20 protein-coding genes and 4 pseudogenes are annotated in these 24431 nt (G+C 53.6%); 7 read left to right on the top strand and 17 right to left on the bottom strand.

The window, feature by feature from the left end:
- Nucleotides 1–27 precede the first annotated feature (27 nt).
- Complete coding sequence (locus tag JZM30_RS21620) at nucleotides 28–558, top strand: GNAT family N-acetyltransferase (RefSeq protein ID WP_252321273.1); 531 nt, start codon at nucleotides 28–30, stop codon at nucleotides 556–558.
- A gap of 5 nt (nucleotides 559–563) precedes the next feature.
- Here JZM30_RS21620 and parE read toward each other — a convergent pair whose 3' ends face one another.
- From parE to nudF, 5 genes and pseudogenes are all read right to left on the bottom strand, one after another.
- Entirely contained in the window at nucleotides 564–2459 is a 1896-nt protein-coding gene (gene parE / locus JZM30_RS21615; RefSeq protein ID WP_252321272.1) for a DNA topoisomerase IV subunit B, read from the bottom strand.
- Nucleotides 2460–2576: 117 nt separating this feature from the next.
- Nucleotides 2577–3159 (bottom strand): annotated as a pseudogene (yqiA, locus tag JZM30_RS21610) (esterase YqiA).
- Nucleotides 3159–3986, bottom strand: a complete 828-nt coding sequence (cpdA, locus tag JZM30_RS21605) for a 3',5'-cyclic-AMP phosphodiesterase (RefSeq protein WP_252321271.1) — start codon at nucleotides 3984–3986, stop codon at nucleotides 3159–3161. The pseudogene yqiA and the gene cpdA overlap by 1 nt, the downstream one beginning before the upstream one ends.
- Nucleotides 3987–4002: 16 nt before the next feature.
- Nucleotides 4003–4458 (bottom strand): DUF1249 family protein, encoded by a 456-nt coding sequence (locus tag JZM30_RS21600; RefSeq protein ID WP_252321308.1) that lies wholly within the window; start codon nucleotides 4456–4458, stop codon nucleotides 4003–4005.
- A 1-nt stretch (nucleotide 4459) separates the two neighbouring features.
- Nucleotides 4460–5092 (bottom strand): ADP-ribose diphosphatase, encoded by a 633-nt coding sequence (gene nudF / locus JZM30_RS21595; protein WP_252321270.1) that lies wholly within the window; start codon nucleotides 5090–5092, stop codon nucleotides 4460–4462.
- 287 nt (nucleotides 5093–5379) lie between these two features.
- Here nudF and tolC point away from each other — a divergent pair, with 287 nt between their 5' ends.
- From tolC to JZM30_RS21570, 5 genes are all read left to right on the top strand, one after another.
- The gene (gene tolC / locus JZM30_RS21590; RefSeq protein ID WP_252321269.1) at nucleotides 5380–6759 is read left to right on the top strand and encodes an outer membrane channel protein TolC; all 1380 of its coding nucleotides are present in this window, start codon (nucleotides 5380–5382) and stop codon (nucleotides 6757–6759) included.
- Between the two features lie 231 nt (nucleotides 6760–6990).
- Nucleotides 6991–7659: a DUF1190 family protein gene (locus JZM30_RS21585; RefSeq protein WP_252321268.1), complete on the top strand. Its 669-nt coding sequence runs from the start codon at nucleotides 6991–6993 to the stop codon at nucleotides 7657–7659.
- An 11-nt stretch (nucleotides 7660–7670) separates the two neighbouring features.
- A complete protein-coding gene (locus JZM30_RS21580) occupies nucleotides 7671–8834 on the top strand; it encodes a glutathionylspermidine synthase family protein (RefSeq protein WP_252321267.1) in 1164 nt (387 codons plus the stop codon).
- A gap of 305 nt (nucleotides 8835–9139) precedes the next feature.
- Nucleotides 9140–9301, top strand: a complete 162-nt coding sequence (locus JZM30_RS21575; protein WP_252321266.1) for a hypothetical protein — start codon at nucleotides 9140–9142, stop codon at nucleotides 9299–9301.
- Nucleotides 9302–9361: 60 nt separating this feature from the next.
- Complete coding sequence (locus tag JZM30_RS21570; RefSeq protein WP_252321265.1) at nucleotides 9362–9712, top strand: tetratricopeptide repeat protein; 351 nt, start codon at nucleotides 9362–9364, stop codon at nucleotides 9710–9712.
- Between the two features lie 9 nt (nucleotides 9713–9721).
- On the opposite strand, the gene ygiD is transcribed toward JZM30_RS21570, so the two are convergent.
- From ygiD to argC, 12 genes and pseudogenes are all read right to left on the bottom strand, one after another.
- A complete protein-coding gene (ygiD, locus tag JZM30_RS21565) occupies nucleotides 9722–10507 on the bottom strand; it encodes a 4,5-DOPA-extradiol-dioxygenase (protein ID WP_252321264.1) in 786 nt (261 codons plus the stop codon).
- A gap of 160 nt (nucleotides 10508–10667) precedes the next feature.
- A pseudogene (locus JZM30_RS21560) lies at nucleotides 10668–12102 on the bottom strand (ATP-binding cassette domain-containing protein).
- Nucleotides 12103–12616: 514 nt separating this feature from the next.
- Complete coding sequence (tatC, locus tag JZM30_RS21555; RefSeq protein ID WP_252321263.1) at nucleotides 12617–13336, bottom strand: Sec-independent protein translocase subunit TatC; 720 nt, start codon at nucleotides 13334–13336, stop codon at nucleotides 12617–12619.
- Between the two features lie 3 nt (nucleotides 13337–13339).
- Entirely contained in the window at nucleotides 13340–13969 is a 630-nt protein-coding gene (tatB, locus tag JZM30_RS21550; protein WP_252321262.1) for a Sec-independent protein translocase protein TatB, read from the bottom strand.
- 3 nt (nucleotides 13970–13972) lie between these two features.
- On the bottom strand, nucleotides 13973–14254 hold the full coding sequence (tatA, locus tag JZM30_RS21545) for a Sec-independent protein translocase subunit TatA (RefSeq protein WP_252321261.1): 282 nt from the start codon (nucleotides 14252–14254) through the stop codon (nucleotides 13973–13975).
- Between the two features lie 240 nt (nucleotides 14255–14494).
- Nucleotides 14495–16138, bottom strand: coding sequence for a ubiquinone biosynthesis regulatory protein kinase UbiB (ubiB, locus tag JZM30_RS21540; RefSeq protein ID WP_252321260.1), 1644 nt, complete (start codon nucleotides 16136–16138; stop codon nucleotides 14495–14497).
- On the bottom strand, nucleotides 16135–16743 hold the full coding sequence (gene ubiJ / locus JZM30_RS21535) for a ubiquinone biosynthesis protein UbiJ (RefSeq protein ID WP_252321259.1): 609 nt from the start codon (nucleotides 16741–16743) through the stop codon (nucleotides 16135–16137). Before ubiJ ends, ubiB begins: the two co-directional genes overlap by 4 nt.
- Before the next feature lie 24 nt (nucleotides 16744–16767).
- On the bottom strand, nucleotides 16768–17523 hold the full coding sequence (gene ubiE / locus JZM30_RS21530; RefSeq protein ID WP_252321258.1) for a bifunctional demethylmenaquinone methyltransferase/2-methoxy-6-polyprenyl-1,4-benzoquinol methylase UbiE: 756 nt from the start codon (nucleotides 17521–17523) through the stop codon (nucleotides 16768–16770).
- A gap of 347 nt (nucleotides 17524–17870) precedes the next feature.
- Nucleotides 17871–19349: pseudogene (gene rmuC / locus JZM30_RS21525) on the bottom strand (DNA recombination protein RmuC).
- A 215-nt stretch (nucleotides 19350–19564) separates the two neighbouring features.
- A complete protein-coding gene (gene argH / locus JZM30_RS21520; protein ID WP_252321307.1) occupies nucleotides 19565–20935 on the bottom strand; it encodes an argininosuccinate lyase in 1371 nt (456 codons plus the stop codon).
- A gap of 109 nt (nucleotides 20936–21044) precedes the next feature.
- Nucleotides 21045–21821, bottom strand: a complete 777-nt coding sequence (gene argB, locus JZM30_RS21515) for an acetylglutamate kinase (protein WP_252321257.1) — start codon at nucleotides 21819–21821, stop codon at nucleotides 21045–21047.
- A gap of 23 nt (nucleotides 21822–21844) precedes the next feature.
- Nucleotides 21845–22849, bottom strand: a complete 1005-nt coding sequence (gene argC / locus JZM30_RS21510; RefSeq protein ID WP_252321256.1) for an N-acetyl-gamma-glutamyl-phosphate reductase — start codon at nucleotides 22847–22849, stop codon at nucleotides 21845–21847.
- A gap of 241 nt (nucleotides 22850–23090) precedes the next feature.
- Between argC and argE the strand changes: the two are divergent.
- Nucleotides 23091–24240 (top strand): annotated as a pseudogene (argE, locus tag JZM30_RS21505) (acetylornithine deacetylase).
- Nucleotides 24241–24431 lie beyond the last annotated feature (191 nt).

Raw genomic sequence — 24431 nt, 5'->3', positions numbered from 1 at the left:
TTCGCGTGAATAAGGAGAAAAATCGCCATGATCGAGACGGAAAGATTGATTCTGCGCCAATGGCGAGATGAAGATTACCCTATTTATGCACAATTGAATGCCGACCCGGAAGTGATGCGCTATTTCCCTGAGCTGATGTCGCGCGAAGAAAGCGATGCACAGATAGGCCGTTTCACAAAACATATTGCCAACAAAGGATGGGGCTTCTGGGCCGTGGAATTGAAATCAAGCGGCGAATTTATCGGCTTTATTGGTTTGCATAAGCAGAAGGAAGAGAGCGGAATTCCTCATGCGCCGCTTATCGAAGCGGGCTGGCGCTTACAGGCGCGGCACTGGGGAAACGGCTATGCCACGGAAGGGGCAAAACGCGTGATCCGTTATGCCTTTGAGCAACTTGAGTCACCAGAGGTCTACGCCTATACCCCGCTGCAACATATGGCTTCACAGCGTGTGATGATAAAGGCAGGCATGACCAACACCGGTGAAGATTTTAATTATCCCAAAATACCGGCGGGTCACGCGCTGGGGCGGTTCTGTTTATACAAGATTGCGCGATAGCAGCATCACGCCTCGATATCCGCCCGATCGCCCTTCTCTTGCAGCCAGTTGCGGCGATCTTCCGAGCGTTTCTTCGCCAGCAGCATATCCATCACCGCCAGCGTTTCGTTCACATCGTCTTCGCTGATGGTGAGCTGCACCAGGCGGCGCGTATTGGGATCAAGTGTGGTTTCGCGCAACTGTAGCGGGTTCATCTCGCCCAACCCTTTAAAACGTTGAACGTTAGGCTTGCCCTTCTTGCGCTTAAGCTGCTCCAACACGCCGGCTTTTTCTTCTTCATCCAGCGCGTAGTACACCTCTTTACCCAGATCGATACGGTAGAGCGGCGGCATGGCGACATACACATGGCCGCCTGCGACCAACGGGCGGAAATGGCGCACAAACAGCGCGCACAGCAGCGTGGCGATGTGCAAACCGTCCGAGTCGGCATCCGCCAGAATACAGATCTTGCCATAGCGCAACTGGCTGAGATCGTCGCTGTCGGGATCCATGCCTATTGCGACAGAAATATCATGCACTTCCTGCGAGGCCAGCACTTCATCGGAAGAGACTTCCCAGGTATTGAGGATCTTACCTTTGAGCGGCATGATGGCCTGAAACTCACGCTCACGCGCCTGCTTGGCGGAGCCGCCCGCAGAATCCCCTTCCACCAGGAACAGTTCTGTTTTATTCAAATCCTGTGAGGTGCAGTCCGCCAGTTTCCCCGGCAACGCCGGGCCGCTGGTCAATTTCTTGCGCACCACTTTTTTGGCCGCGCGCATGCGACGCTGGGCACTAAAAATTGCTAATTCGGCCAGCATTTCAGCCGCTTGCACGTTCTGGTTCAGCCACAGGCTAAACGCATCCTTCACCACGCCAGACACAAACGCGGCGCACTGACGCGAAGAAAGGCGCTCTTTGGTCTGCCCGGCAAACTGCGGATCCTGCATCTTCACCGACAGCGCATAAGCACAGCGTTCCCAGATATCTTCGGCACTGAGTTTCACGCCGCGCGGTAGAATATTGCGGAATTCGCAAAACTCACGCATGGCATCCAGCAAGCCCTGACGCAGGCCGTTAACGTGCGTCCCGCCTTGTACCGTGGGGATCAGATTGACGTAGCTTTCCGTCAGCAGTTCGCCCCCTTCCGGCAGCCACAGCAACGCCCAGTCCACCGCTTCGGTATCGCCAGCGATAGCGCCGATAAACGGTTTTTCCGGCAGCGTCGGCAAACCGTTAACGGCTTCGCACAGGTAGTCGTTCAGGCCATCCTGATAGCACCAACGCTGTTCGGTATTGTTGACCTTGTCTTTAAACGTGATTTCCACGCCGGGGCACAGCACCGCTTTGGCTTTCAATAAATGCGTCAGGCGCGAGACAGAAAAACGCGGACTGTCAAAAAAGCTGGCATCCGGCCAGAAATGCACACGAGTACCGGTATTGCGTCGTCCGCAGGTGCCGCTCACCGTTAACGCTTGCACCTTCTCGCCGTTTTCGAAGGCAATGTCGTAAACCTGCCCGTCGCGGCGCACGGTCACTTCCACGCGTGAAGATAACGCGTTCACCACCGAGATGCCCACGCCGTGCAAACCACCGGAGAACTGATAGTTTTTGTTGGAGAATTTCCCGCCAGCGTGCAGGCGACACAGAATCAGTTCAACGGCGGGCACCCCTTCTTCAGGGTGGATATCCACAGGCATACCACGGCCATCGTCAATCACTTCAAGTGACTGATCTTCATGCAGGATAACGTCAACACGGCGCACATGGCCCGCCAGCGCTTCATCGACGCTGTTATCAATCACTTCCTGCCCCAAATGGTTGGGGCGTGTAGTATCGGTGTACATCCCCGGACGGCGGCGCACCGGTTCTAAGCCGCTGAGCACCTCAATGGCATCAGCGTTATAACTTGATTGACTCATATTCGCGTTAGTCGTTGTTTAAATGTGTAAAACGGAATGGCGCTGAGAGGATGCACTGCCCGCGGACCACGCATTGTCGCTGTACGTGTCAGTAAGGGCAGTGCAGTACAGAACTGGTCAATCGTCGCTCAATCCAAGGAAACGCACAATGGGGTCAAAATACTGTTCAAACCCAACAAAACTGTGGTTCCCACCCGATTCCACCGTCTGGCGACACGCCGTGTAATACGCCACAGCCTGCCGATAATCCAGCACTTCATCCCCCTGTCTGGAGCAAACACCACAGTAAATCCGGCGCATCGAGTGATTCAATCTGCATCACTTTCAGGTCGTAAATATGCCGAGACTCTAGCACATATTCTTCACCTGTATAGGAGTTACGATATTCGCCGAGATGTTCCAGCAACAGTTCGAAGGGTTTTACCGCCGGATTGACGACCACGGCGGGCAAGGTAAAACATTGCGACAGCCAGGTGGCATAATAGCCGCCCAGCGATGACCCCACCAGGCCGATGGGATGCCCCACCCGCTCCATCACCAACGATTCCAACAGATCGGCCGCCTCCGCCGGATAGGGCGGCAGCTGCGGCACCAGCATCTCTATCTGGGGATGGTGCTGCGCCAGTCATGCAGCCAGCGCCGTCGCTTTGGCCGATTTAGGCGTACTGTTGAAACCATGGAGGTAGAGTAGCGTAGGCATTAATAGCCGTCCGAATCCATATCAGGCAAAAACTCGCTACCGCTCAGGCGGTAAACGCGCGTCTCCAGCGAACCGTCCGATAACAGATCCAAATAACGCCAGCCGGGCCCGACATCGTCAATGGTAAAGTTAGTGCAGTGTGGTTTGAACTGCACACAGGTGGAAGGCGTCGCCATCAGCCTGCGCCCGTTCCAGTCAAGATCCAGCTCCTGGTGAATATGCCCGCACAGCACATTTTTCACCTGCGGATAACGCGCCAGCACCGCATCCAGATGGTGCGAGTTACGTAGGCTGTGCTGATCGAGCCAGGTACAGCCTGAAGCCAGCGGATGATGATGTAACAGCAACAGCGTATGACGCTCTGGAAAACGCAACAGGCTGCACTCCAGCCACTCGAGTTGATATTCACTCAATTCGCCGTGGGGTACGCCAAACACCTGGCTGTCTAATAAAACAATCTGCCAAGCATCACCCAACAGCACGTGCTTGGAAGGCGCAATGCCAGCCTGCGCCAGCACATCCACCATCGCAGGCTGGAAATCATGGTTTCCCGGCAGCCATACGCAAGGTGCAGATAGCTGCGCAATGCCGCGTGTGAAGTGATGATAGGCCTCCTGCGAATGATCCTGAGCAAGATCTCCCGTTGCCACAATAAGGTCAACATCCTGCCCCTGCGCCTGAATGGCAGACAGCACGGCATGGTAACTACGGTATGTGTTCACGCCGAGCAGTGTCTCGTGCTCGCCGGCAAACAAGTGGGTATCGGTTATTTGTAAAATCCTGATTCTGGCCCCACTCGCCACAGGAACTTTCAGCAGACTTTCCAAAAAATAGTATCCTTGGTTACTGAAATCTGTCTAACAGACTGGAATCGGCATTTCGCGGTGCCGATGCAAAACCATGCGCCAGGCAGTACCTTAGCCAATCAGCAAGAAACTGATTAATTTGATGCTTTTCATCACGTTGATGCAATTTTTTATTCGGGTAATCATAACGTGCTTTAAAACGGTAGATCTGCTGACTGGCACACACTTCCGCAACCAACGCGTCGTGGTAGAGTCGCACGCTTAACGTTGGTAGGCTCCAGTAGCTGACGGCGGGCGCAATCTGCTGGATTTCAACCAATGAGGTATAACGCGTGGATTCCACTATCGTTAAGCGATAGCTTGCACTATTTACATGATAAACCGCACTTTCTCCGACTTCATCCTTTCGCGGCAATAAACGGCGTAATTGTGCGAAATTCATTTCACACAGCCGCATCATGGCCGGAAAATCCGGGGTGTAGCGTTTCATCAGTTTACTCCGTCCACGCCTTTCTCAATTGCGTATGGTGCAACGCCAACCATTGCAGCGCAATTACAGACGCCGCGTTATCAATAACTCCACTTTCTACCCAGGCGTAGCTCTGTTCGCGGCTGACGACATGCACCCGAATGTCTTCATTCTCTTCGGCCAGACCGTGAATGCCCTGTGCGGCACGGGCATCGACTTCGCCCACCATCACCGCCAGACGCTCACTGGTGCCACCCGGGCTCGCCAAATAGCTGATAATCGGTTTACAGCGCCCAACGTTGAGACCGGCTTCTTCCTGCGCTTCGCGTCGCGCTACCGCTTCCAGAGATTCACCTGGCTCAATCATGCCGGCCACAAGTTCAAACAGCCACGGGGTCGGACTGGTGTCATAAGCGGCAATGCGGATCTGTTCAATCAACACCACTTCGTCCCGAACCGGATCGTATGGCAGCAGCACAACCGCATGACCACGCTCCAGAATTTCCCGGCTGACTTCACCGCTCATCTCACCGTTAAACAACCGATGACGAAAACGGTAGCGCTCAAGCGAAAAAAAACCCTCGTACAGCGACTCTCGTGCAATAATTTCTACATCGTCTTTATGGAAAGTCGCCGGATGGGACGCAGACACAGCCATACCTCAACTCCTTGCGAGCAACAGCAGGTACGGGGATGTGTCTCATGTATCATGATGGACATCATACTTGCGATGCTTTGTGATAAATTGGATTAATAGAACACCTATTTGACCAAACGTTAGGGTCTGAGAGCAAATTAAACCCCCTAATGGGGTCGGTCAGGGGGAAGATGGCACGTTCAGCCAACTTATCCTATTGGCACATTCTGATAGAATCTGCCGGGTTCGTTTTTTGACAGCGCTATCTCCGCTACATCGTTGCCTTAGCTGCACAACAAGGAATGCACATGAAGAAATTGCTCCCTCTTCTTATTGGTCTGAGCCTGAGCGGCTTTAGCGCCGTGGGTCACGCGGAAAATTTGTTACAGGTCTATCAACAAGCTAAAACCATCAACCCGGATTTGCGCAGCTCGGCTGCCACCCGTGATGCCGCTTTCGAGAAAATCAACGAGGCTCGCAGCCCCCTGTTGCCACAACTCGGGCTCGGTGCTGACTACGGTTACACCAAAAACTTTCGCGGTGCGCAGGACGGCGTCAACAGTAATGCTACCAGCGGTTCCTTGCAGTTGACCCAGACCCTGTTTGATATGTCCAAATGGCGCGCCATGACGCTGCAAGAAAAGCAGGCTGGCATTCAAGATGTGACCTACCAGACGGCCCAACAGTCGCTGATCCTCACAACCGCTACCGCCTATTTCAACGTGCTGCGCGCCATTGATGCGCTCTCCTACGTTAACGCCCAGAAACAGGCGATTTACCGCCAGCTCGATCAAACCACCCAGCGTTTTAATGTTGGATTGGTCTCCATCACCGACGTACAGAACGCCCGTGCCCAATACGACAGCGTATTGGCCAACGAAGTGTCCGCACGCAACACGCTGGATAACGCGCTGGAAAATCTGCGTCAGGTCAGCGGCAACTTATACCAGCGACTTGCAGGGCTGAACATCACCCGTTTCTCCACCGAGAAACCGGGAGCGATCGCCACCTTACTGAAAGATGCGGAAAGCCATAACCTGAGCCTGTTGTCCGCGCGACTCAGCCAGGATCTGGCGCGTGAGCAGATTCGCTCAGCGGAAACCGGTCATATGCCAACGTTGGATCTGACGGCTTCCTCCGGCGTCAGCAATATGCGCAATTCTGGTGCAAATAAGACAGCGTCGGAGGTCGATGCAGGCCAAAACAAAATCTGCCTGTCATTAACCGTGCCGCTCTACAGCGGTGGTGCCACAAGCTCACGCGTGAAACAGGCGCAGCACAGCTTTGTCAGCGCCAGCGAACTGCTGGAAAGCGCACATCGCTCCGTCGTGCAGACCGTGCGCTCCTCGTTTAACAATATTTCTGCCTCAATCAGCAGCATCAACGCTTACAAACAGGCCGAAGTATCTGCGCAAAGCTCTTTGGATGCGATGGAAGCGGGCTATCAGGTGGGTACGCGTACCATCGTTGACGTGTTGGATGCCACCACCACGTTATATAACGCCAAGCAGCAGCTTTCTAACGCGCGTTATGACTACCTGATCAACCAGTTGAACATTAAATCAGCGTTGGGCGCCTTGAATGAAAACGACTTGCAGGCGCTGAACGGCGCGTTAGGTCAGGACGTTTCCACGTCACCAGTCTTTACTGACAGCAGAGCACCGGAGCCGAGAGCGCCGCGCGGCTAATCAGATCGCACGGTTCTGACGGTTGATAACAAAAAGGAGATACGCAGCGTATCTCCTTTTTGTTTGCCTTGAATTGATTCCACGCCGTCCAAGCACGCAATAAAATGTATAGCAACGTAAAGATTAGGCGTTCTGACAGGCATAATGCTTTAAATTCAGCCAGCCATCCCCTATGCTAATGCAGACTTGGCACACCTTTGGCATTGACGCCTTACCCTCTGGGATAACCACATGAAACGTACAGAAAATATACAGAAGGACGCTTTCCGAAAAGGGTGGCGCTCCTATCGTCTGGCACCGATTGCGCTTGCGATCAGTGCTGCGTTTATTCTGGCCGGTTGCGAACAGACCGACGAAACCGTGTCGATGTATCAAAATGCGGATGACTGCTCGGCGACGAACCCGTCCATGAGCGCACAGTGCACCACGGCGTACAACAACGCGCTGAAAGAAGCCGAAAAAACCGCACCGAAATACGCCAGAAAAGAAGACTGCGTCGCAGAATTTGGCGAAGCGCAATGTATACCAGTACCGGCTCAGGCAGGCACCGCCGCTCAGCCAACACAAACCAGCAGTTCCTGGATGCCGCTGATGGCTGGTTACATGATGGGCCGCATGATGAGTGGGGGCGCGGGCTTTGCCCAGCAGCCGCTGTTCTCTTCCCGCTCTCCGGCAAGCCCAGCCAACGGTCAGTTCGTTGACGCCAGCGGTAAAAGCTACGGCGCTGCCACCTCAGGTCGTACCGTTACCGTCCCCAAAACAGCACTGGCTCCTAAACCCGCGACCACTAACACCATCACCCGTGGTGGTTTTGGCGAAAGCGTTGCCAAGCAGACCAGTATGCAACGTAGCAGCGCCAGCACCGGTTCCAGCTCATCTTCTCGCAGTATGGGTGGCTAAGGGACATAAGCATGAAGCGCGTTGATATTGCCGAACGCCCGGATTGGCGTGAAAAGGCGACAGAGTTTGGTTTCAACTTTCACACCATGTACGGTGAGCCCTACTGGTGTGAAAATGCTTACTACCAGTTCACGTTGGCGCAGATTGAAGAGTTGGAAGCGGCAACTGCAGAACTGCACCAGATGTGTCTGCAAGTAGTCGAAAAGGTGGTCGGCAGCGATGCATTGCTGACCAAATTCTGCATTCCCAAGCACACATGGGAATTTGTCAGAAGCTCATGGCGCAGCCAGCAGTCCTCACTTTACTCGCGCCTCGATCTGGCCTATGACGGAAAAGGCCAGGCCAAGCTGCTGGAAAACAATGCCGATACGCCGACATCGCTGTATGAAGCGGCCTTTTTTCAATGGTTATGGCTGGAAGATCAGAAAGAAGCCGGTAAGCTGGCACAGGATGCCGATCAGTACAACAGCATTCAGGAAGCGCTGATCGCCCGCTTTGAAGAACTGCGCCTCAATCACGGCTTCGGTCTACTGCATATGGCCTGCTGTCAGGATACCGAAGAAGATCGCGGTACAGTGCAGTACCTTCAGGATTGCGCGCTGGAAGCGGGCGTGCCCACGGAATTTCTCTACATGGAAGAGATTGGGCTGGGTGAAAAAGGCCAATTCACCGATATGCAAAACCAGGTGATCGGCAACCTGTTCAAGCTCTACTCGTGGGAATTCATGCTGCGCGAAATATTTTCCACCAAGCTGGAAGATGCAGGAGTGCGCTGGCTGGAACCGGCCTGGAAAAGCATCATCTCTAACAAGGCGTTGCTGCCGATGCTGTGGGAAATGTTCCCCAATCATCCCAACCTGCTGCCCGCCTACTTCTTTGCTGATGACGATCACCCGCCACTCGACAGCTACGTGGTTAAACCGCTGTTTTCACGTGAAGGTGCCAACATTCAGATCGTGAAAAATGGGCAGCAGATCGCCTCCGTTGACGGTCCTTACGGCGAAGAAGGCAAGATCGTTCAGCAGTATCACCCACTGCCAACCTTTGGTGACAGCCATACGGTGATCGGCAGTTGGCTGGTCAACGATCAGCCGTGCGGCATTGGTCTGCGCGAAGATCGCGAACTGATCACTCAGGATCTGTCACGCTTTTACCCGCATATCATTCTGGACTGATTCTTACTGCCAGGAAAAGCCGCTTTATTCCCATCGTCATCCTCGGCGAAAGCCGGGGATCTCTGTGAGAAGAAACGCGTTTTACCTGCCAGAGATTCCCGCCTGCGCGGGAATGAGGGAATTGGGCGGAAAGTGGCGGTTTTAGATAAGTTTGTCAGCAGCCTCAATCACCGGATTGAGGTAATTATTTAGTGGCATAATCCTAATATCATGATGTAATTGAATTAATTACTGAAAAGATTAAAGAAAACGCTCTCTTCGCCGATATTCAATAGCGTTATTTACCTCATGGAAAAAGGACTTTTATGAAAAAGCGACTTCTGTCTGCGCTGCTGCTTTGCGCCGTTAGCACCTTGTTTACCGCCCACGCCGCCAGCACCGCCTCTCTGCCTGCCGATGTTAAAGCCATCTACGATGAAGATACCGATCTGGTAAAACGTGCAGAACAGGGCGATCTTGAAGCGTAGAACCGCCTGGCGTATAACCTGACCACCAGCGGTTCGAACAGCGCCTGGAAAGAAGGGTTTGTGTGGCTGAAACGCGCTGCGGATGGTGGCCATGTGCCCTCGCAGTTTGCCGTAGGCAAAACCTACTTTACCTCGAAAAGAATTCCACACGATCCACAGCAGGGGCAGGCGTACCTGACCAAAGCGGCCAATGCCAATTTACCTATCGCGCAAACGGCGCTGGCAAGCCTGCTCGCCGATGGCAAAGTGTTGAAGAAGGATGTTAAAGCATCGGCATTTTGGGCAAACCGCCTACTGAATAATGCCAAAGCGTCCGAGAACCACAAAAAAACAGCGCAGGATATTTTAATTCACTTAAAAACGGCTAATGCCACCACGAATAAGACAAGCCCGTGCTGTGCACGGGCTTGATATTCAAACTTAACCGCCCACTTGTACCGACAGCATACTCAAGGCTCCCATCACAATACCATCGACGGGCACCGTGATGGGCTCTTTGCCATCCCAACTGCCCAGCACATAGAGCAGCGGTAAAAAGTGGTCGGGCGTCGGGTTCGACAACGCCGCCCCTTTATGTTGCATAAAGTCCACCAACGGATGGTTATCTCCCTGATAGTTCAGATTGTCTTTGACAAACTGATCGAAGGAAACCGCCCAGTCATGAGGCGTGGCATCGCCATCCCATTTCACCATACGCAAGTTATGCACCACGTTACCGCTGGCGACAATCATATAGCCTTCGTCACGCAGCGCTGCCAGTTTGGTGCCCAACTGGTAGTGATACTCTGCCGATTGCGTACCGTCCACGCTCAGTTGCACCACGGGAATATCCGCATCCGGGTACATCTTGATCAACACGCCCCAAGAGCCGTGGTCAAACCCCCACTGCTCGTGGTCAGCAATCACTGGCAGCGGTGCCAATGCCTGTTGAATGCGCTCTGCCAATTCAGGCGATCCCGGTGCCGGATACTGAGTATCAAACAGCGCCTGCGGGAAGCCGCCGAAATCGTGGATGGTACGCGGTTTTTCCATTGCCGTTACCGCCGTACCTCGGGTATACCAGTGAGCCGAGACCGCGATAATGCCTTTAGGACGCGGCAGGGTTTCGCCTAACTGACGCCATGCGCGCGTATATTCATTCTCTTCCAACACGTTCATCGGGCTACCATGGCCGAGAAACAGTGCGGGCATCCGGGAAGTGTTCATAGAAGTATCCTTAGTGAGCCATATTGATGTGCCAGTGCACTCGATAGGATTACTCTACGCCCTTTTTCGCCAGGAGAAAGTCACCAGCGCGTGATGAAGAACATCAATAAATTTGAATCATCACAGTTAGACATCCGCCATTTTCAAACCAGCGCCTTCGCTACTCATGTTGACACTGCCGCCCCGTTTCCCGCCATTCGAGGCTGTGCGTAAGCCTCAAACCAGAAAGAAAGGCTTCATCGTGCGATACTACAATCATTGCCCCCGGAAACGTGGATAACGCCGCCTCAATCGCCTGCGTTGACGTAAGATCGAGATGGTTGGTGGGTTCATCCAACAACAATTGTGCGGCATCGCAACGCCACAGCACACAAGCCAAAGCCGCCTTCAAACGCTCACCGCCGCTTAATGCTGCCAGAGGTAGACCCACTTTATTCGCATCCAGTTGCAGTTGCGCCAACCGGGTACGCAAGACCCCCTCCTCTAGAGGCGTATCGTCGGTATTAAGATGTGCCAGTACCGACAACGAGAGATCCAAACGCGACAAATGCTGATCAAGATAAGCCGTGGTGACTGAAACACAACAGTCACCCGATACCGGCGTTCCATCTCCCATAATCACCTTAAGCATGGTCGATTTGCCGCAGCCGTTTGGCCCGCGCAGCGCTACCCGCATCGGGCCATCCATCCTCCAGTTGAAAGGCGCATTCGCGATGTGGGGCAATACGAGATCGTCGAGCACTAACACCGGTTTATTGGGTGCGACATGGCTACCTGGCAGCGTAAATAATATCGGGCTATCTTCCTCGACCCTTCCTCGCATCTCACAGACAGCAGCATTAAGCACACCATTTTGCTCACGGTGCTGCTTACGCAGTGTGCCTAAACGCGCTTTTGCCGCCGCTTTGTATTGCACCCGCTCAAATGAGGCGATATTCAGTGAATCTACCGTGCGTAAGGTCTGTGCCGAGCGCCGCTGGCTGGCATCATGCTCTTTTTGCAAACGCATTCGGGTGCGCCGACGCTCGGTAGTGGCATGTTCCAATGCCGCCTGAGCAGCCTGGCGCTGCCGCTGATAGTCATCATAATTGCCGCCATAGTTGCGCAGACCCGTCAGGGTCAGTTCCAAAATGCGCGACATCATCGCCAGTAGTTCACGATCGTGCGTTGCCACCAATGCACCGCCACGTCGCTGGGAAAGCTTGTCGTAAAACTACGTTCTCGCCTGTCTATCGAGGTGGTTCGTCGGTTCATCAAGCAGTAAATAGTCAGCATCAGTCATAAACGCCGCGCACAGCAGTGCCCGCACGCGTCCACCGCCGCTCAGTTCAGCCAGCGTTGTGGTTGATAAAACCCTATGTTGCTGAGCAACATATGCCAGAGAACCCACGCGTTCAATATGACCGAAAGCGGGGGGTGTCGTGCCCTGCCAGCAGCCGCAGCAGCGATGTTTTTCCGCAGCCGTTAAGCCCGACCAGGCCGCACAATGAGGGTTCAAGCGACAGCGTCAGCGGACCAAAAAGCGTCAAGCCTGTCGCAAATTGGCAGGTGACCTGATGTAAAAGAAAAGAAGGGGATTGAGCACAATGAGCCATAAGCACTCCTGAATGAAATCAATAGCCATTCCAGATAACGCATTCGCGTTAGCAAGGATCCGAATTCATCAGTCGTGTTTATTCATTTTCCGTGTGTGCTCAGGTGAGACGAGAAGTTCATTGCAGCAAAGGTTAACGGACCCCAAGCCCCGACTCAAGGTTAATTTTTATCCCGTTGAGCTAAGAGATAGATAAGCACTCAGGCAGCCATGCATTTAGATACAAGCTCTTGCGTGCAAACATCTGCCGAAGCGCTGGGGAATACGAGGCCACAAGGTGAACGGCGATTGAGAGTCCCGTGTCGGGCGCGTGCGCTGTACGGTGCAAATAACCACGTGGGTTAATGCGCACGAAACGTTCACTGCACACGCCAAAATCCCCCTTTAGATTTATGCACCAAAGCGGCGTTCTGAACGCAAAAACCCCGCCGTAGCAGGGATAACAACAGGATTCAGGACGATGGACCTTCGTTGCTTTCTTCTGCCTCGCGCTCTTCCGCCTCATACTGACGGCGTCATTTCCCCACGTAAAAACGTGAGCAGAACAGGCCGACTTCAAACAACAAGTACATCGGAATAGCTAACAACGTCTGTGAGAACACGTCCGGCGGCGTCAGCAGCATACCAACAACGAAAGCGCCAACCAGCACATAAGACCGCTTCTTCTTCAAATCTTCCGTGTTGGTCACACCGCTCCAGCACAGCAGCACAATAGCAATAGGTACCTGGAAAGAGACGCCAAACGCCATAAACAGCGCCATCACGAAATCGAGGTAGTTATTGATATCAGTGGCGATTTGCACACCCTGCGGCGCTGTCTTGGCAAAAAAGCCAAACGCCAGTGGGAACACGACAAAGTAGGCAAATGCCATACCCGCATAGAACAGCAGGCTGCTGGAGAACAGCAACGGCATCATCAGGCGACGTTCATGTTTGTACAGCGCCGGAGCGATAAACGCCCAGACTTGATACAACACCAACGGTGCAGCGACAAACACCGACACGATCATCGTGAGTTTAATCGGCGTAAAGAACGGGGAGGCCACGTCGGTGGCAATCATACTGGCCCCGGCAGGCAGTTGTTCAATAAGCGGTGCCGAGACAATCTGATAGATGTCGTTAGCAAAAAAAACCAGCACGACAAATACGCCCAGCACACAAATAATGCTGTTTAACAGGCGCTTGCGAAGCTCAATCAGGTGACTGATTAACGGTTGTGTATCTTCAACGGCCATAGACTAGCGTTCATCAGCAGAGGGTTGGGAAGGCGCGACAGCCGGGGCAGGCGCTGCGCGCTTATTGGGTACATCATCGGTCGGTGCCACGGCAGCGACAGCTGGCGTATTGTCAGGCACAGCCGTTGCAGAAGGCGCTTCTGGTGAGCTATTGACTGCCGCAGGCGGTGCCACATCGATAAGGGATGAGGATGGCGCAGCGGCGGGTTGGTCTACAGACGGTAACGCTGCTGGCGACGACGCCTGCTCGGCGTTGATAACACCATCATGTGCTGCCTCAGCATCCGCCAACGGCTTATGCGGCACCTCACCCAACTGCGCAGTGGCGCTGTCACCGGGTTTCGCATAACCGCGTCGCATCGCATCCGCCGCTTCTTTGAGTTCGTCCATAGAGGCTTTCAACTCTGGAGAAAGGTTTTTCAGGCTAGCCTGCTCCACCTTCTTCAAACTGTCCTGCAACTCTTGCAACTTCAACTCTTGGGTCAGCTCATTTTGCACCGTAGACGCCAGCGAGCGCAGCGTTCTGACCCAACCAGCAATCGTTTTAACCGCAACGGGCAGGCGTTCAGGCCCGAGTGCTACCAGGCCGATCACCATTACGAGCATCAGCTCACCAAATCCGATATCAAACACCGATTATACCTGCTCTTTGTGATGGCTCTTCGTTTCTTCTGATTTTACGTCAGCCTGTTGTTCCGTGATGGACTTCGTCGCGAAATCGGCATCCTGCTGTGTTTTTTCATTCTGGTTTGCAGATGCGCTGTCAGCGGACGAAGGTTGGTCATCGCTGATGGCTTTTTTAAAGCCTTTAATCGATGCACCCAAATCGGAGCCTAGCGTTCTCAGCTTGTTAGTACCAAACAGCAGAACCACGATCACCACAATGATCAACAAGTTCCAAATACTAATACCACCCATACCAATTACCTCTTTTCTACAAAGGGGAGTTATCTATCATCTTTCACGCCGCAAACGTTCGTGTGTGCATTTTGTCCAAAAACGAGTCACCGCGCGTTATTCTTACCTAGAGAATGCATGCCCAGAGGATGCGCTCGGTTTGCGTTTCCTGCAACGCCTTTTTCCTGCGGCGGAAAGGCATATAAGGTCAAAGCCGTAACTATTATATACGGCTATTAATAGCGCCTGTCATGATCTGCTTCAACGTGTACGACGCCAACCAATGACCCAGCTCACAACACCAGCGGCCATTAACCCCGCCGAAATCACTTCCGGGAGATCCTGACGCCCCACCAACATGAGTAACCCAGCCAGCAGCAACGTCGCGCCAACGCCAAGTAAATAATGCGACTGGCTTTGACGCACTCGCTGCATGCGCAGTTCATCTGTCAGTTGTGTAACACTGTGGCGCAGCAGCCGATGCTGCCGCAAACCATCGTAAATCAACTCGGGAATTTCCGGCAGTTTTTCCGCCCAGAAGGGGGCCTTTTCTTTCAATCCGCGAATCAGTGCAGCAACCCCCATCTGATCTTTCAGCCACGACTCCAGAAAAGGCTTGGCTGTTTTCCATAAATCCAACTGCGGGTAAAGCTGGCGGCCTACACCTTCAACGTAGAGCAACGTCTTTTGCAACAAGACCAACTGTGGCTGCACTTCCATGTTGAAGCGGCGCGCCGTATTGAACAAGTTTAATAACACATGCCCAAAGGAGATCTCTGCCAACGGCTTTTCAAAAATGGGTTCGCACACGGTGCGAATCGCAAATTCAAACTCTTCAACATTAGTATCGGCAAGCACCCAGCCGGAATCTACATGCAGTTCAGCAACGCGACGATAATCGCGATTGAAAAAGGCAATGAAGTTTTCTGCCAGATAGCGCTTATCTTCTTTGTTCAATGACCCAACGATGCCACAATCAATACCGATATATTGCGGGTTTTCAGGGTGTTCATAGCTGATAAAAATATTTCCCGGATGCATATCGGCGTGGAAGAAGCTGTCGCGGAACACCTGAGTAAAGAACACCTGCACGCCGCGCTCCGCCAGCAGCGGCATATTGGTGCCGTTGGCTTTCAGCGCCTCAACGTCTGAGACCGGAATACCGTAGATACGCTCCATGACCAGCATGTTTTCACTGCAATAATCCGAATAGATTTCCGGAATATACAGCATCGGGCTGCCATCAAAGTTACGGCGCAATTGAATGGCATTTGCCGCTTCACGCAGCAGGTTTAATTCGTCAAGCAGGGTTTTTTCGTACTCATGCACTACTTCTCGCGGGCGCAAACGTCGTCCATCCGGTAACAGCATCGGCAACCAGCCCGCCAAACGGTTCATCAGCCGCATATCAGCCTTAATGACAGGGAGGATATCAGGACGAATGACCTTGATAACCACTTCCTGGCCGTTTGTTTTGAGCCGCGCAGTATGTACCTGTGCGATAGACGCAGAGGCCAGTGGCACTATTTCAAAATCATCAAACCAGCTTTCGAGTAGAATGCCTCCCATCGAAAGTTCGATCTGCTCACGGGCCAGTTTACCGTCAAAAGGATCGACGCGATCCTGAAGGATAGCGAGCTGATCGGCAATCTCCGGTGGAAAAAGATCGCGTCGAGTAGACATCATCTGACCGAACTTGATCCACACCGGGCCCAATTCCTGCAACGCCAAACGCAAACGTTCACCAAGCGGTTTGTCCTTATGGAGGTTTGGCATCCAGAACAGGAATTTGCGCCAGATACGCAACGGTAAGGTGATGCGCAAATGCGGGATCAGTTCATCGAGCCCATAGCTCAACATGACGCGAATAATGTGGTAAAGGCGCAGCAATTCACTTGGCGTCATGCGGCAGACTCCAGCTTCGCCAGTCGTGCCGCCAGCGTATCGACATCATCGCTTAACGCGGCCACTTCATCATACCACCAGGCCGCTTCTAAACGCCCAGGCGCAAGCCGCCACTCTTCCGTTACGGTTTCTGCCAAATAACGCCGCTGGCGATCAAACAAACGGGCCGCACCGCGAAACGCGCCTTGTACTGTCTGACCAATGCTTTGCGCAACAACGTCGCCCGTGTAAGGCGCAAGCCACTCTGCGGGGTCGCACTCCGCCAAATCCAATAGATTGACAAGGTGTTGGACAACCTGCATATCCCCTTCAATGACCAGTTCACCACGACGCATCAGCGATGAAAGCTGCTGGCGATCGCGCAATGTTAGCAATGCGGGTATCCGGGTTTCTAACTGACAATCCGCCGTATCAGCCCACTGGCTTACCACATCAACGCGGTGCTCACCAAAGACCAATACCAGCGGCATTGGCAGTTCTGCTAACACAATTTTGAGCGTTTTTCCCTGTAGTCGCTGGCGCGCCGCTTTCAAGCTACGTTCGCGAAAAAGCAGGCTATTTAACGCCGTTTCCAGCGCGGCAGTCAGCACAGACGTTATCAGCATCAGCGTTTCCCACTATAAAACAACTTAAAATTTGAACCCACGGTGTAACGCGACAATGCCTCCCGTGAGGTTGAAGTAGTTTACACTGTCAAAGCCCGCATCCACCATCATGCCCTTCAGCGTTTCCTGATCCGGATGCATACGTATCGATTCCGCCAAATAACGGTAGCTGCCCGCATCTTTGGTCACCATATCGCCAATACGCGGCAAAACATGGAATGAGTAGAAATCGTAGACTTTGCTGAGCGGTTTCAACATCGGTTTGGAAAACTCCAGCACCAGCAAACGGCCGCCGGGCTTCAGGACGCGGAACATGGAGCGCAGCGCTTTGTCTTTATCCGTCACGTTGCGTAAACCGAAAGAAATGGTGATGCAGTCAAAGTAGTCATCCGGGAAGGGCTGCGCCTCCGCATTGGCCTGCACATAGCTGACGTTATCAATAATCCCCAGATTGCGGAGCTTTTCGCGTCCCACTTTCAGCATGGAAGCATTGATATCGGCCAGCACCACTTCCCCCGCTTCGCCGACCAGAAGTGAGAATTTAGCCGTCAAATCCCCCGTTCCGCCCGCCAGATCCAGCACGCGCTGGTCGCGCCGGACGCCGCTGCACTCAATGGTAAATCGTTTCCAGGCACGATGAATCCCGAAGGACATCAAATCGTTCATCAGGTCATATTTTCCCGCTACGGAGTGAAATACGCCCGCTACCATGGCCTCTTTATCGTTTTTATCGACAGTACGAAAACCAAAATGAGTGGTTTTCTCCGGATCGTTCGTCATGTTCTTCGCCCTACTTTTCCAAATCAGAATTGTGGTCAATCCCCTTTGCGCACTCTCGGCTAGACTCACCGCTCACATTGCGCTGTCGAGCGTTATGCGCAACACGAGCTTGGCGTGTCTGTGTGCGTTTCGCATCAACAATCGAAGAGGAACATCAAATTTTGGAACTACCCCTTAATGGGGGGAGTGTAACAGGCCAGGCTTAAAAACCCATAGCTCTGATGCACTGAATAAAGTTGTAAAACGTGAACATACGCAACGCATCACAGCTGGTTCGATATTCCCACGTCTGCACTGGCAGGTTGTTCTCCGCTGGTCGGGATGTCAGTTTGCATTGCTTCAGGCTGCTAAGACAGCCACCCGGTCTCGTCGTTAGCCTCAGCAGATAGCACCGCTTGCTCTGCCACGTTGGGGTTTATGGTACGCTTAACCTCAACACCAAGGGAACGGAAACCTTCTACCTGGGCTATCAGATTACCGCGCCCGGAAGCCAGTTTGTTCATAGCCTGCCGATAGCTAACCTGTGATTTATCCAGACCTTGCCCCAACACCGCCATGCCTTCCACAAAGAGACGCAGTTTATCGTACAGCCGAGAGGCACGATCGGCGATCTGCTGCGCATTGCGGCTTTGCTGTTCATAACGCCACAGATTGGTGATGGTACGTAACGCGACGAGCAGCGTGGTAGGGCTTACCAGCATGATGTTGTGTTGCAGGGCTTCGCTGATCAATTCAGGATGGCGGTCGATAGCAACCAGAAAAGCAGGCTCGACGGGGATAAACATCAGCACATAGTCCAACGAGCGCAGCCCCGGCAATTGTTGATAGTCCTTATTGCTCAGCAGGCGGATATGCCCGCGCACGGAGGCGATATGCTCGTTGAGTGCGCTGGCGCGTTCCCCGTCGTCCTCGCTGTTAAAGTAGCGCTCATAGGCCACCAGCGACATCTTGGCATCAATCACCACATCTTTGCCCTGTGGGAGACGAACGATCACATCCGACTGCATGCGTCCGTTTGCGCCCGTCTGGATACTGACCTGCGTTTGGTATTCATGGCCTTCACGCAGGCCCGAAGCCTCAAGCACGCGTCCCAGCACCACTTTGCCCCAGTTCCCCTGGGTTTTATTATCGCCTTTCAGGGCTTTCGTCAGGTTGACCGCTTCTCGCGCCATTTGCACATTGAGTTGCTGCAACTGGCGAATTTCATGCGCCAGCGTGTGGCGCTCACGCGCTTCACTGCCGAACCCCTCCTGGACCTGACGACGAAAACCGTCCAGTTGTTCCCGCAGTGGCGTAAGCAGTTTATCAAGGCTCTGTTGATTTTGTTCATCCACCCGGCGACCGCTGTGCTCAAAAATCCGGTTAGCCAGATTTTCAAACTGTGTCGTCAGGCGTTGCTCACTGTTGATTAACAAGCGCTGTTTTTCCTCAGCAGCGAGGCGCGTCTCTTCCAGACGGATGGTGACTTCACGCAGTTCCGCTTCCTGCGCACCGTTTGCTTCGCGCAGCGCGCGCAATTCCTGGTTGAGCTGGTTGCACTCATTTTGCAACCGGGCCATGATCAGCAGCTTTTCCTGATGGGCGGTGAGTTTACCGTGCATCAAACGCAGTTCCATATCATCCTGACGCAGGCGCTGTTCGTCCTTATCACGCGCAAGCTGAAGCTAACGTACCGCGCTTTGCGCCTGCTGTAACGCTTGTTCTTGTATACGTTGTTCCGTTTCTTGCTGGGCGCGGCGTTGCTGGTAACGCAGGCTGGCAACCAGCCATCCCACCAGCACTCCGACCGCCCCGCCGCCTACACCGTAAAAGAGGGTGATATCCACGTCGCATTCCTTTCGTTATCGCCACTGTCCGTCAAGGTAAAATGATGCTGTATGTATGTCCAGAAAGAATAGCGCAGGCCAACGTAAAGCGACATCGTTGTCGGCGGTGAAATTGTTAAAATGTGGGGCGTCTTGCGTTATGACTTATGGTTATTGGCTGAATAAAAAAGAGCCGGAAATCCGGCCCTGATACAGGTGACAGAGCGCTATCAGCGTTACAGACGCCCTTTGGCATCGGCAATCGCCTGTGCTACCTGCTGTGGTGACACACCGCCTTTGGCCGCGCGTTTTTCCAAACAGGATTGCAGCGACAGGATGGGATACACGTTATCGCTAATGGTGGCACTGAATTTCTGCAAATCCGCCAGCGGCAATGCTTCCAGCGGCTTACCCTGCCGAATTGCTTCCACCACGGCCTCACCGACAATGTGGTGCGCTTCGCGGAACGGAACGCCTTTTGCCACCAGATAGTCTGCCAGTTCGGTCGCATTGGCGTAACCCTGCTGCGCCGCTTCCTGGCAGCGCGGACGACGGACCTGAATGCCTTCCAACACCAGTGCCGCCATCATCAGACAGTCATGCCAAGTATCGAGCGCGTCGAACAGCCCTTCTTTGTCTTCCTGCATGTCCTTGTTGTACGCCAGCGGCAAGCCTTTGAGCGTCATCATCATTCCGGTCAGCACGCCTTGCACTCGACCCGATTTACCGCGGATCAGCTCCAGCGCATCCGGGTTTTTCTTTTGCGGCATCAGGGATGAACCGGAGGTCACACGATCGGACAGTTCAACAAACCCGGATTCACCGCTGTTGAAGAAGATCAGATCTTCGGCAAAGCGTGACAGGTGCACCATGCCGATCGAGGCATTAGAGAGCAGTTCCAGCACGTGATCGCGGTCTGACACCGTGTCCAGACTGTTACGCGTGGCAGACGCAAAACCCAGCCAGCCTGCCAGTTGCTCACGATCGATAGGATAGGCCGTCCCGGCCAACGCGCCGCAGCCCAATGGGCTGACATCAAGGCGTTTTAACGTATCTTCCAGGCGGCTTTCATCGCGTGCCAGCATTTCATGGTAAGCCAGACACCAATGGGCAAAGGTCACCGGTTGAGCGCGCTGCAAATGGGTGTAACCCGGCATCACCGCATCCTGATTCGCCTCAGCCGTAGCCACCAACGCGGAACGCAGTTGGCGCACGGCCAGTTGCAGTTCGCTGATTTGCGCTTTACACCAAAGTTTAAGATCGGTGGCGACCTGATCGTTACGGCTGCGGCCAGTGTGGAGTTTTTTACCCAAATCGCCCATTTTGTCGATCAGTTTCTGCTCTACCCAGCTATGAATGTCTTCGGCGTCGCTTTGCAGAATCTGTTCCGGATCAGCTTGCACCTCGGCCAGCAGCGCATTCAGCGCCTGCTCTAACTGCTGCTGTTCCTGTTCGCTGAGAACATTGGCCGCCACCAGCGCTTTTGACCAGCCGATGGAGCCGACTATATCTTGCTCCGCCAGACGGTAATCAAACCGCAGCGAGTCATTAAATTGTTTGAACCGCTGATCTGCCGCCTGACTGAAACGACCGCCCCACAACGCCATAACCGATACTCCCAAAATGTGCTTCAATGTCTTGTAACCATGCGGGCGGACCCGCATGCTCGCTTCCGTTGCCTTTCAGCCAACGGAAATGCCTTACAGATTAACAGATTTACGCCAGAATCCGCGTGCCAATCGGCGTGCCGTTAAACAGCGCGGGCAGTTGATCGGCATGACGCCAACTGGCGATATCTACCGGGCGACCCAGCGCGCGAGCCGCATCCAGCGCCGCGTTGACTTTAACGATCATGCCATCGGTAATAATCCCCTGCGCAATCAACTGCTCTGCTTTCTGCGCGGTCATTTCCGCAATACGTTGCCCCTTACCATCGAGGATACCGCTCATCACGTCCGACAACAGGATTAAATCGGCACCCAGCGTCTCCGCGAGCGCGGTTGCGGCCTGATCGGCGTTAACGTTCATCAAATCGCCTTGTTCGGTAATTCCGATAGAACTGACGATTGGCAGATACCCGGCGCTCAGCAGCGCATTGAGCAGATCGGCAGAACCCGCCTGTGCTTTACCAACGTAACCCAAGGATTCATCCAACTGCGTTACCGTGGTCATGCCGCCATCCGCCAGACACAAACCCACCGCGTTGATGGCGTGTTTCTTCGCCCAAGCCAGCAGCGTTTTATTGGCCGAACCAGCCAGCGCACCGGTGATGATGTCGATCTGATCCGCTGGTGTCACGCGCAGCCCATTTTTCTTCACTACGGGTAGCGCCAGTTTTTTCATCAGGTCATCCACCAGGCAGCCACCGCCGTGCACAATGACCAGCGGTCGCTGGTATTGCTCACGATAGGCAACCAGCGCCGTAAACAGACGCTCCAGCGCTTCTTCGCTGTCTAGTAACACACCGCTCAGTTTGATAATTAACGGATTCATCGCTTTCGTGCCTCAGGATTATGTCAGAGCAAAGATTGGGTTTCAGGGAAACCAAAACGAATATTCAGGCACTGTACAGCTTGCGCCGCCGCGCCTTTAAGCAGGTTGTCTCCCGTGGCGACCACAATCAGGTGCCCATCCTGTACGGAGAAACCGATATCACAAAACGGCAAGCCAACAACCGATTTTAGCGCCGGAACCCCTTTATCGTAGAGGCGCACCAGCGGTTTGTCGTGATAGGCATTGTGGTAAGCTTCCGCCACATCCTGCGCGCTGACCCCCGGCTTCAGGCGACAGGTAATGGTCGCCAGAATCCCGCGCGCGAAATTCCCCAGATGCGGCGTGAAGATAACCGGAATGCCCAGGTGGGTCGCAATTTCGGGTTGATGACGGTGATTGAACACGCCATAAGGTTGCAAGCTCACCTCGCAGAAGCTGCTGGTGAGCGACGCTTTACGTCCGGCTCCGCTCACACCGCTGACCGCATTGATAACCGGCCACTGGTCGGTGTTGAGCAGTTGCGCATCCACCAGCGGTTTCAGTGCCAGCTGTGACGCCGTCGGGTAACAACCGGGGACGGCAATCAGCTGCGCTTGCTTGACGCGCTCCGCCTGAAACTCGGCCAGGCCATACACCGCCTGCGCCAGCCAGTCAGCGTGTTGATGCTCGAAACCGTAGTAGCGGCGATAAAATTCAGCATCCTGCACGCGAAACGCACCGGAGAGATCGAACACCACGTAGCCTGCGGCCAGAAACACCGGCGCAAGATCGTGACTCACTTTGTGGTCGGTCGCCAGAAACACCACATCGATGCCTTTGGCGGCTTCGGCGGCATCCGTCAGCGCCTGTACCGGCAAATCGATGATGCCTTTCAGTTGAGGGTGCAGATCAGAAATGCGTTTGCCCGCATCAACGCTCTGCGCGGATACCGCAAGTGCGGTAAGGTTCATCTGAGGGTGACGATTCAGATAGAGTGCAAGTTCAGCGCCAGTATAACCGCTTGCGCCAACAATCAACGTATTCAGCATGGGATCTGCATACCTTCCACTAAAATAATGTAAACAGTGCATCGTTAAAAACAATGTCGTTAAAACAGGGTATCTACAAAACGCCAAACCCGCTAACGGTATTCGACCGGTGCAAGTGTAGACTATCAGGTAATGTCTCATCCAAGGGTTAGAAACAGTTTCCTTTCGCTACGCGTTATTGTATTTTTATTCAAAATAAACGCATGAATATTGATACTATCCTAACATAAGGCTGTCAACAGTGAAGATGAATTTACCCCCATTTATTGAGCTGTATCGGGCGTTGATCGCGACGCCTTCCATCAGCGCTACCGATCAGGCGCTAGATCAGAGCAATGAAGCATTAATCAATCTGCTCGCCGGATGGTTTGCCGATTTGGGCTTTCACGTTAAGGTACAGCCAGTGCCCGGTACGCGGCATAAATTCAATCTGCTGGCGCGCATCGGCCAAGGCCAGGGTGGCTTGCTGCTGGCTGGGCATATCGATACGGTGCCGTTTGATGATGGCCGCTGGACGCGCGATCCCTTTACCCTGACAGAACACGATAACAAGCTTTACGGGCTGGGCACTGCGGATATGAAAGGCTTCTTCCGCCTTTATTCTGGATGCGCTGCGCGACATCGATCCGGCAACGCTGACCAAACCGATTTACGTGCTGGCCACCGCCGATGAAGAGACCACCATGGCGGGCGCCAAATATTTCTCTGAATCTACGCAGATACGCCCGGACTGCGCCATCATTGGCGAACCAACATCGTTGAAACCGATTCGCGCCCACAAAGGCCATATGTCAAATGCAGTGCGGATTCAAGGGCAATCCGGCCATTCAAGCGATCCTTCGCGCGGCGTAAACGCTATCGAACTGATGCACGATGCCATCTCCCACTTGATGGTGTTGCGCAATACGCTGCAAACCCGTTATCACAACGCGGCGTTCCATATCCCCTATCCAACCATGAATTTCGGCCATATTCACGGTGGCGATGCGGCTAACCGCATCTGTACCTGCTGTGAACTGCATATGGATATCCGCCCACTTCCAGGATTAACGCTGAACGATTTAAACGGTCTGGTGACGGAAGCGCTGGCGCCAGTGAGCGAGCGTTGGCCGGGACGCGTGAGCGTCAGCGAGCTGCATCCGCCGATCCCCTGCTATGAATGCCCAGTGGATCACGCCTTGGTAGGCGTGATTGAGAAATTGCTGGGCGTGCCCACGGATGTGGTGAACTACTGCACCGAAGCGCCGTTTATCCAGACGCTGTGCCCGACGCTGGTGCTCGGCCCCGGTTCGATCGAACAAGCCCACCAGCCGGATGAATATATCGACACCGCATTTATCGCCCCAACGCATAAGTTGATCACCCAGATGGTGCAACATTTCTGCCGGTAAACGTGAAAGGAGGGGCTTAATAAGCGCCCCTAATCTGCACACGGATGTAATTAAATTTCACCAATTGCCAATCCCACACGAAAGCAGGTACAACAATAGGGGGGTAAAACTGGCAGGGTGATAAAACAACCAATCGTCAATTGACGAATCCCGCCGGGCGTGGCTAGATGAAGGTAGCGTTTTGCGTCTTT

Source organism: Candidatus Symbiopectobacterium endolongispinus, from assembly GCF_018777385.1.
Lineage (GTDB): Bacteria > Pseudomonadota > Gammaproteobacteria > Enterobacterales > Enterobacteriaceae > Symbiopectobacterium > Symbiopectobacterium endolongispinus.
Note: the sequence above shows the minus strand (reverse complement) of the source record. Positions and strands in the feature narration are given on the sequence as shown.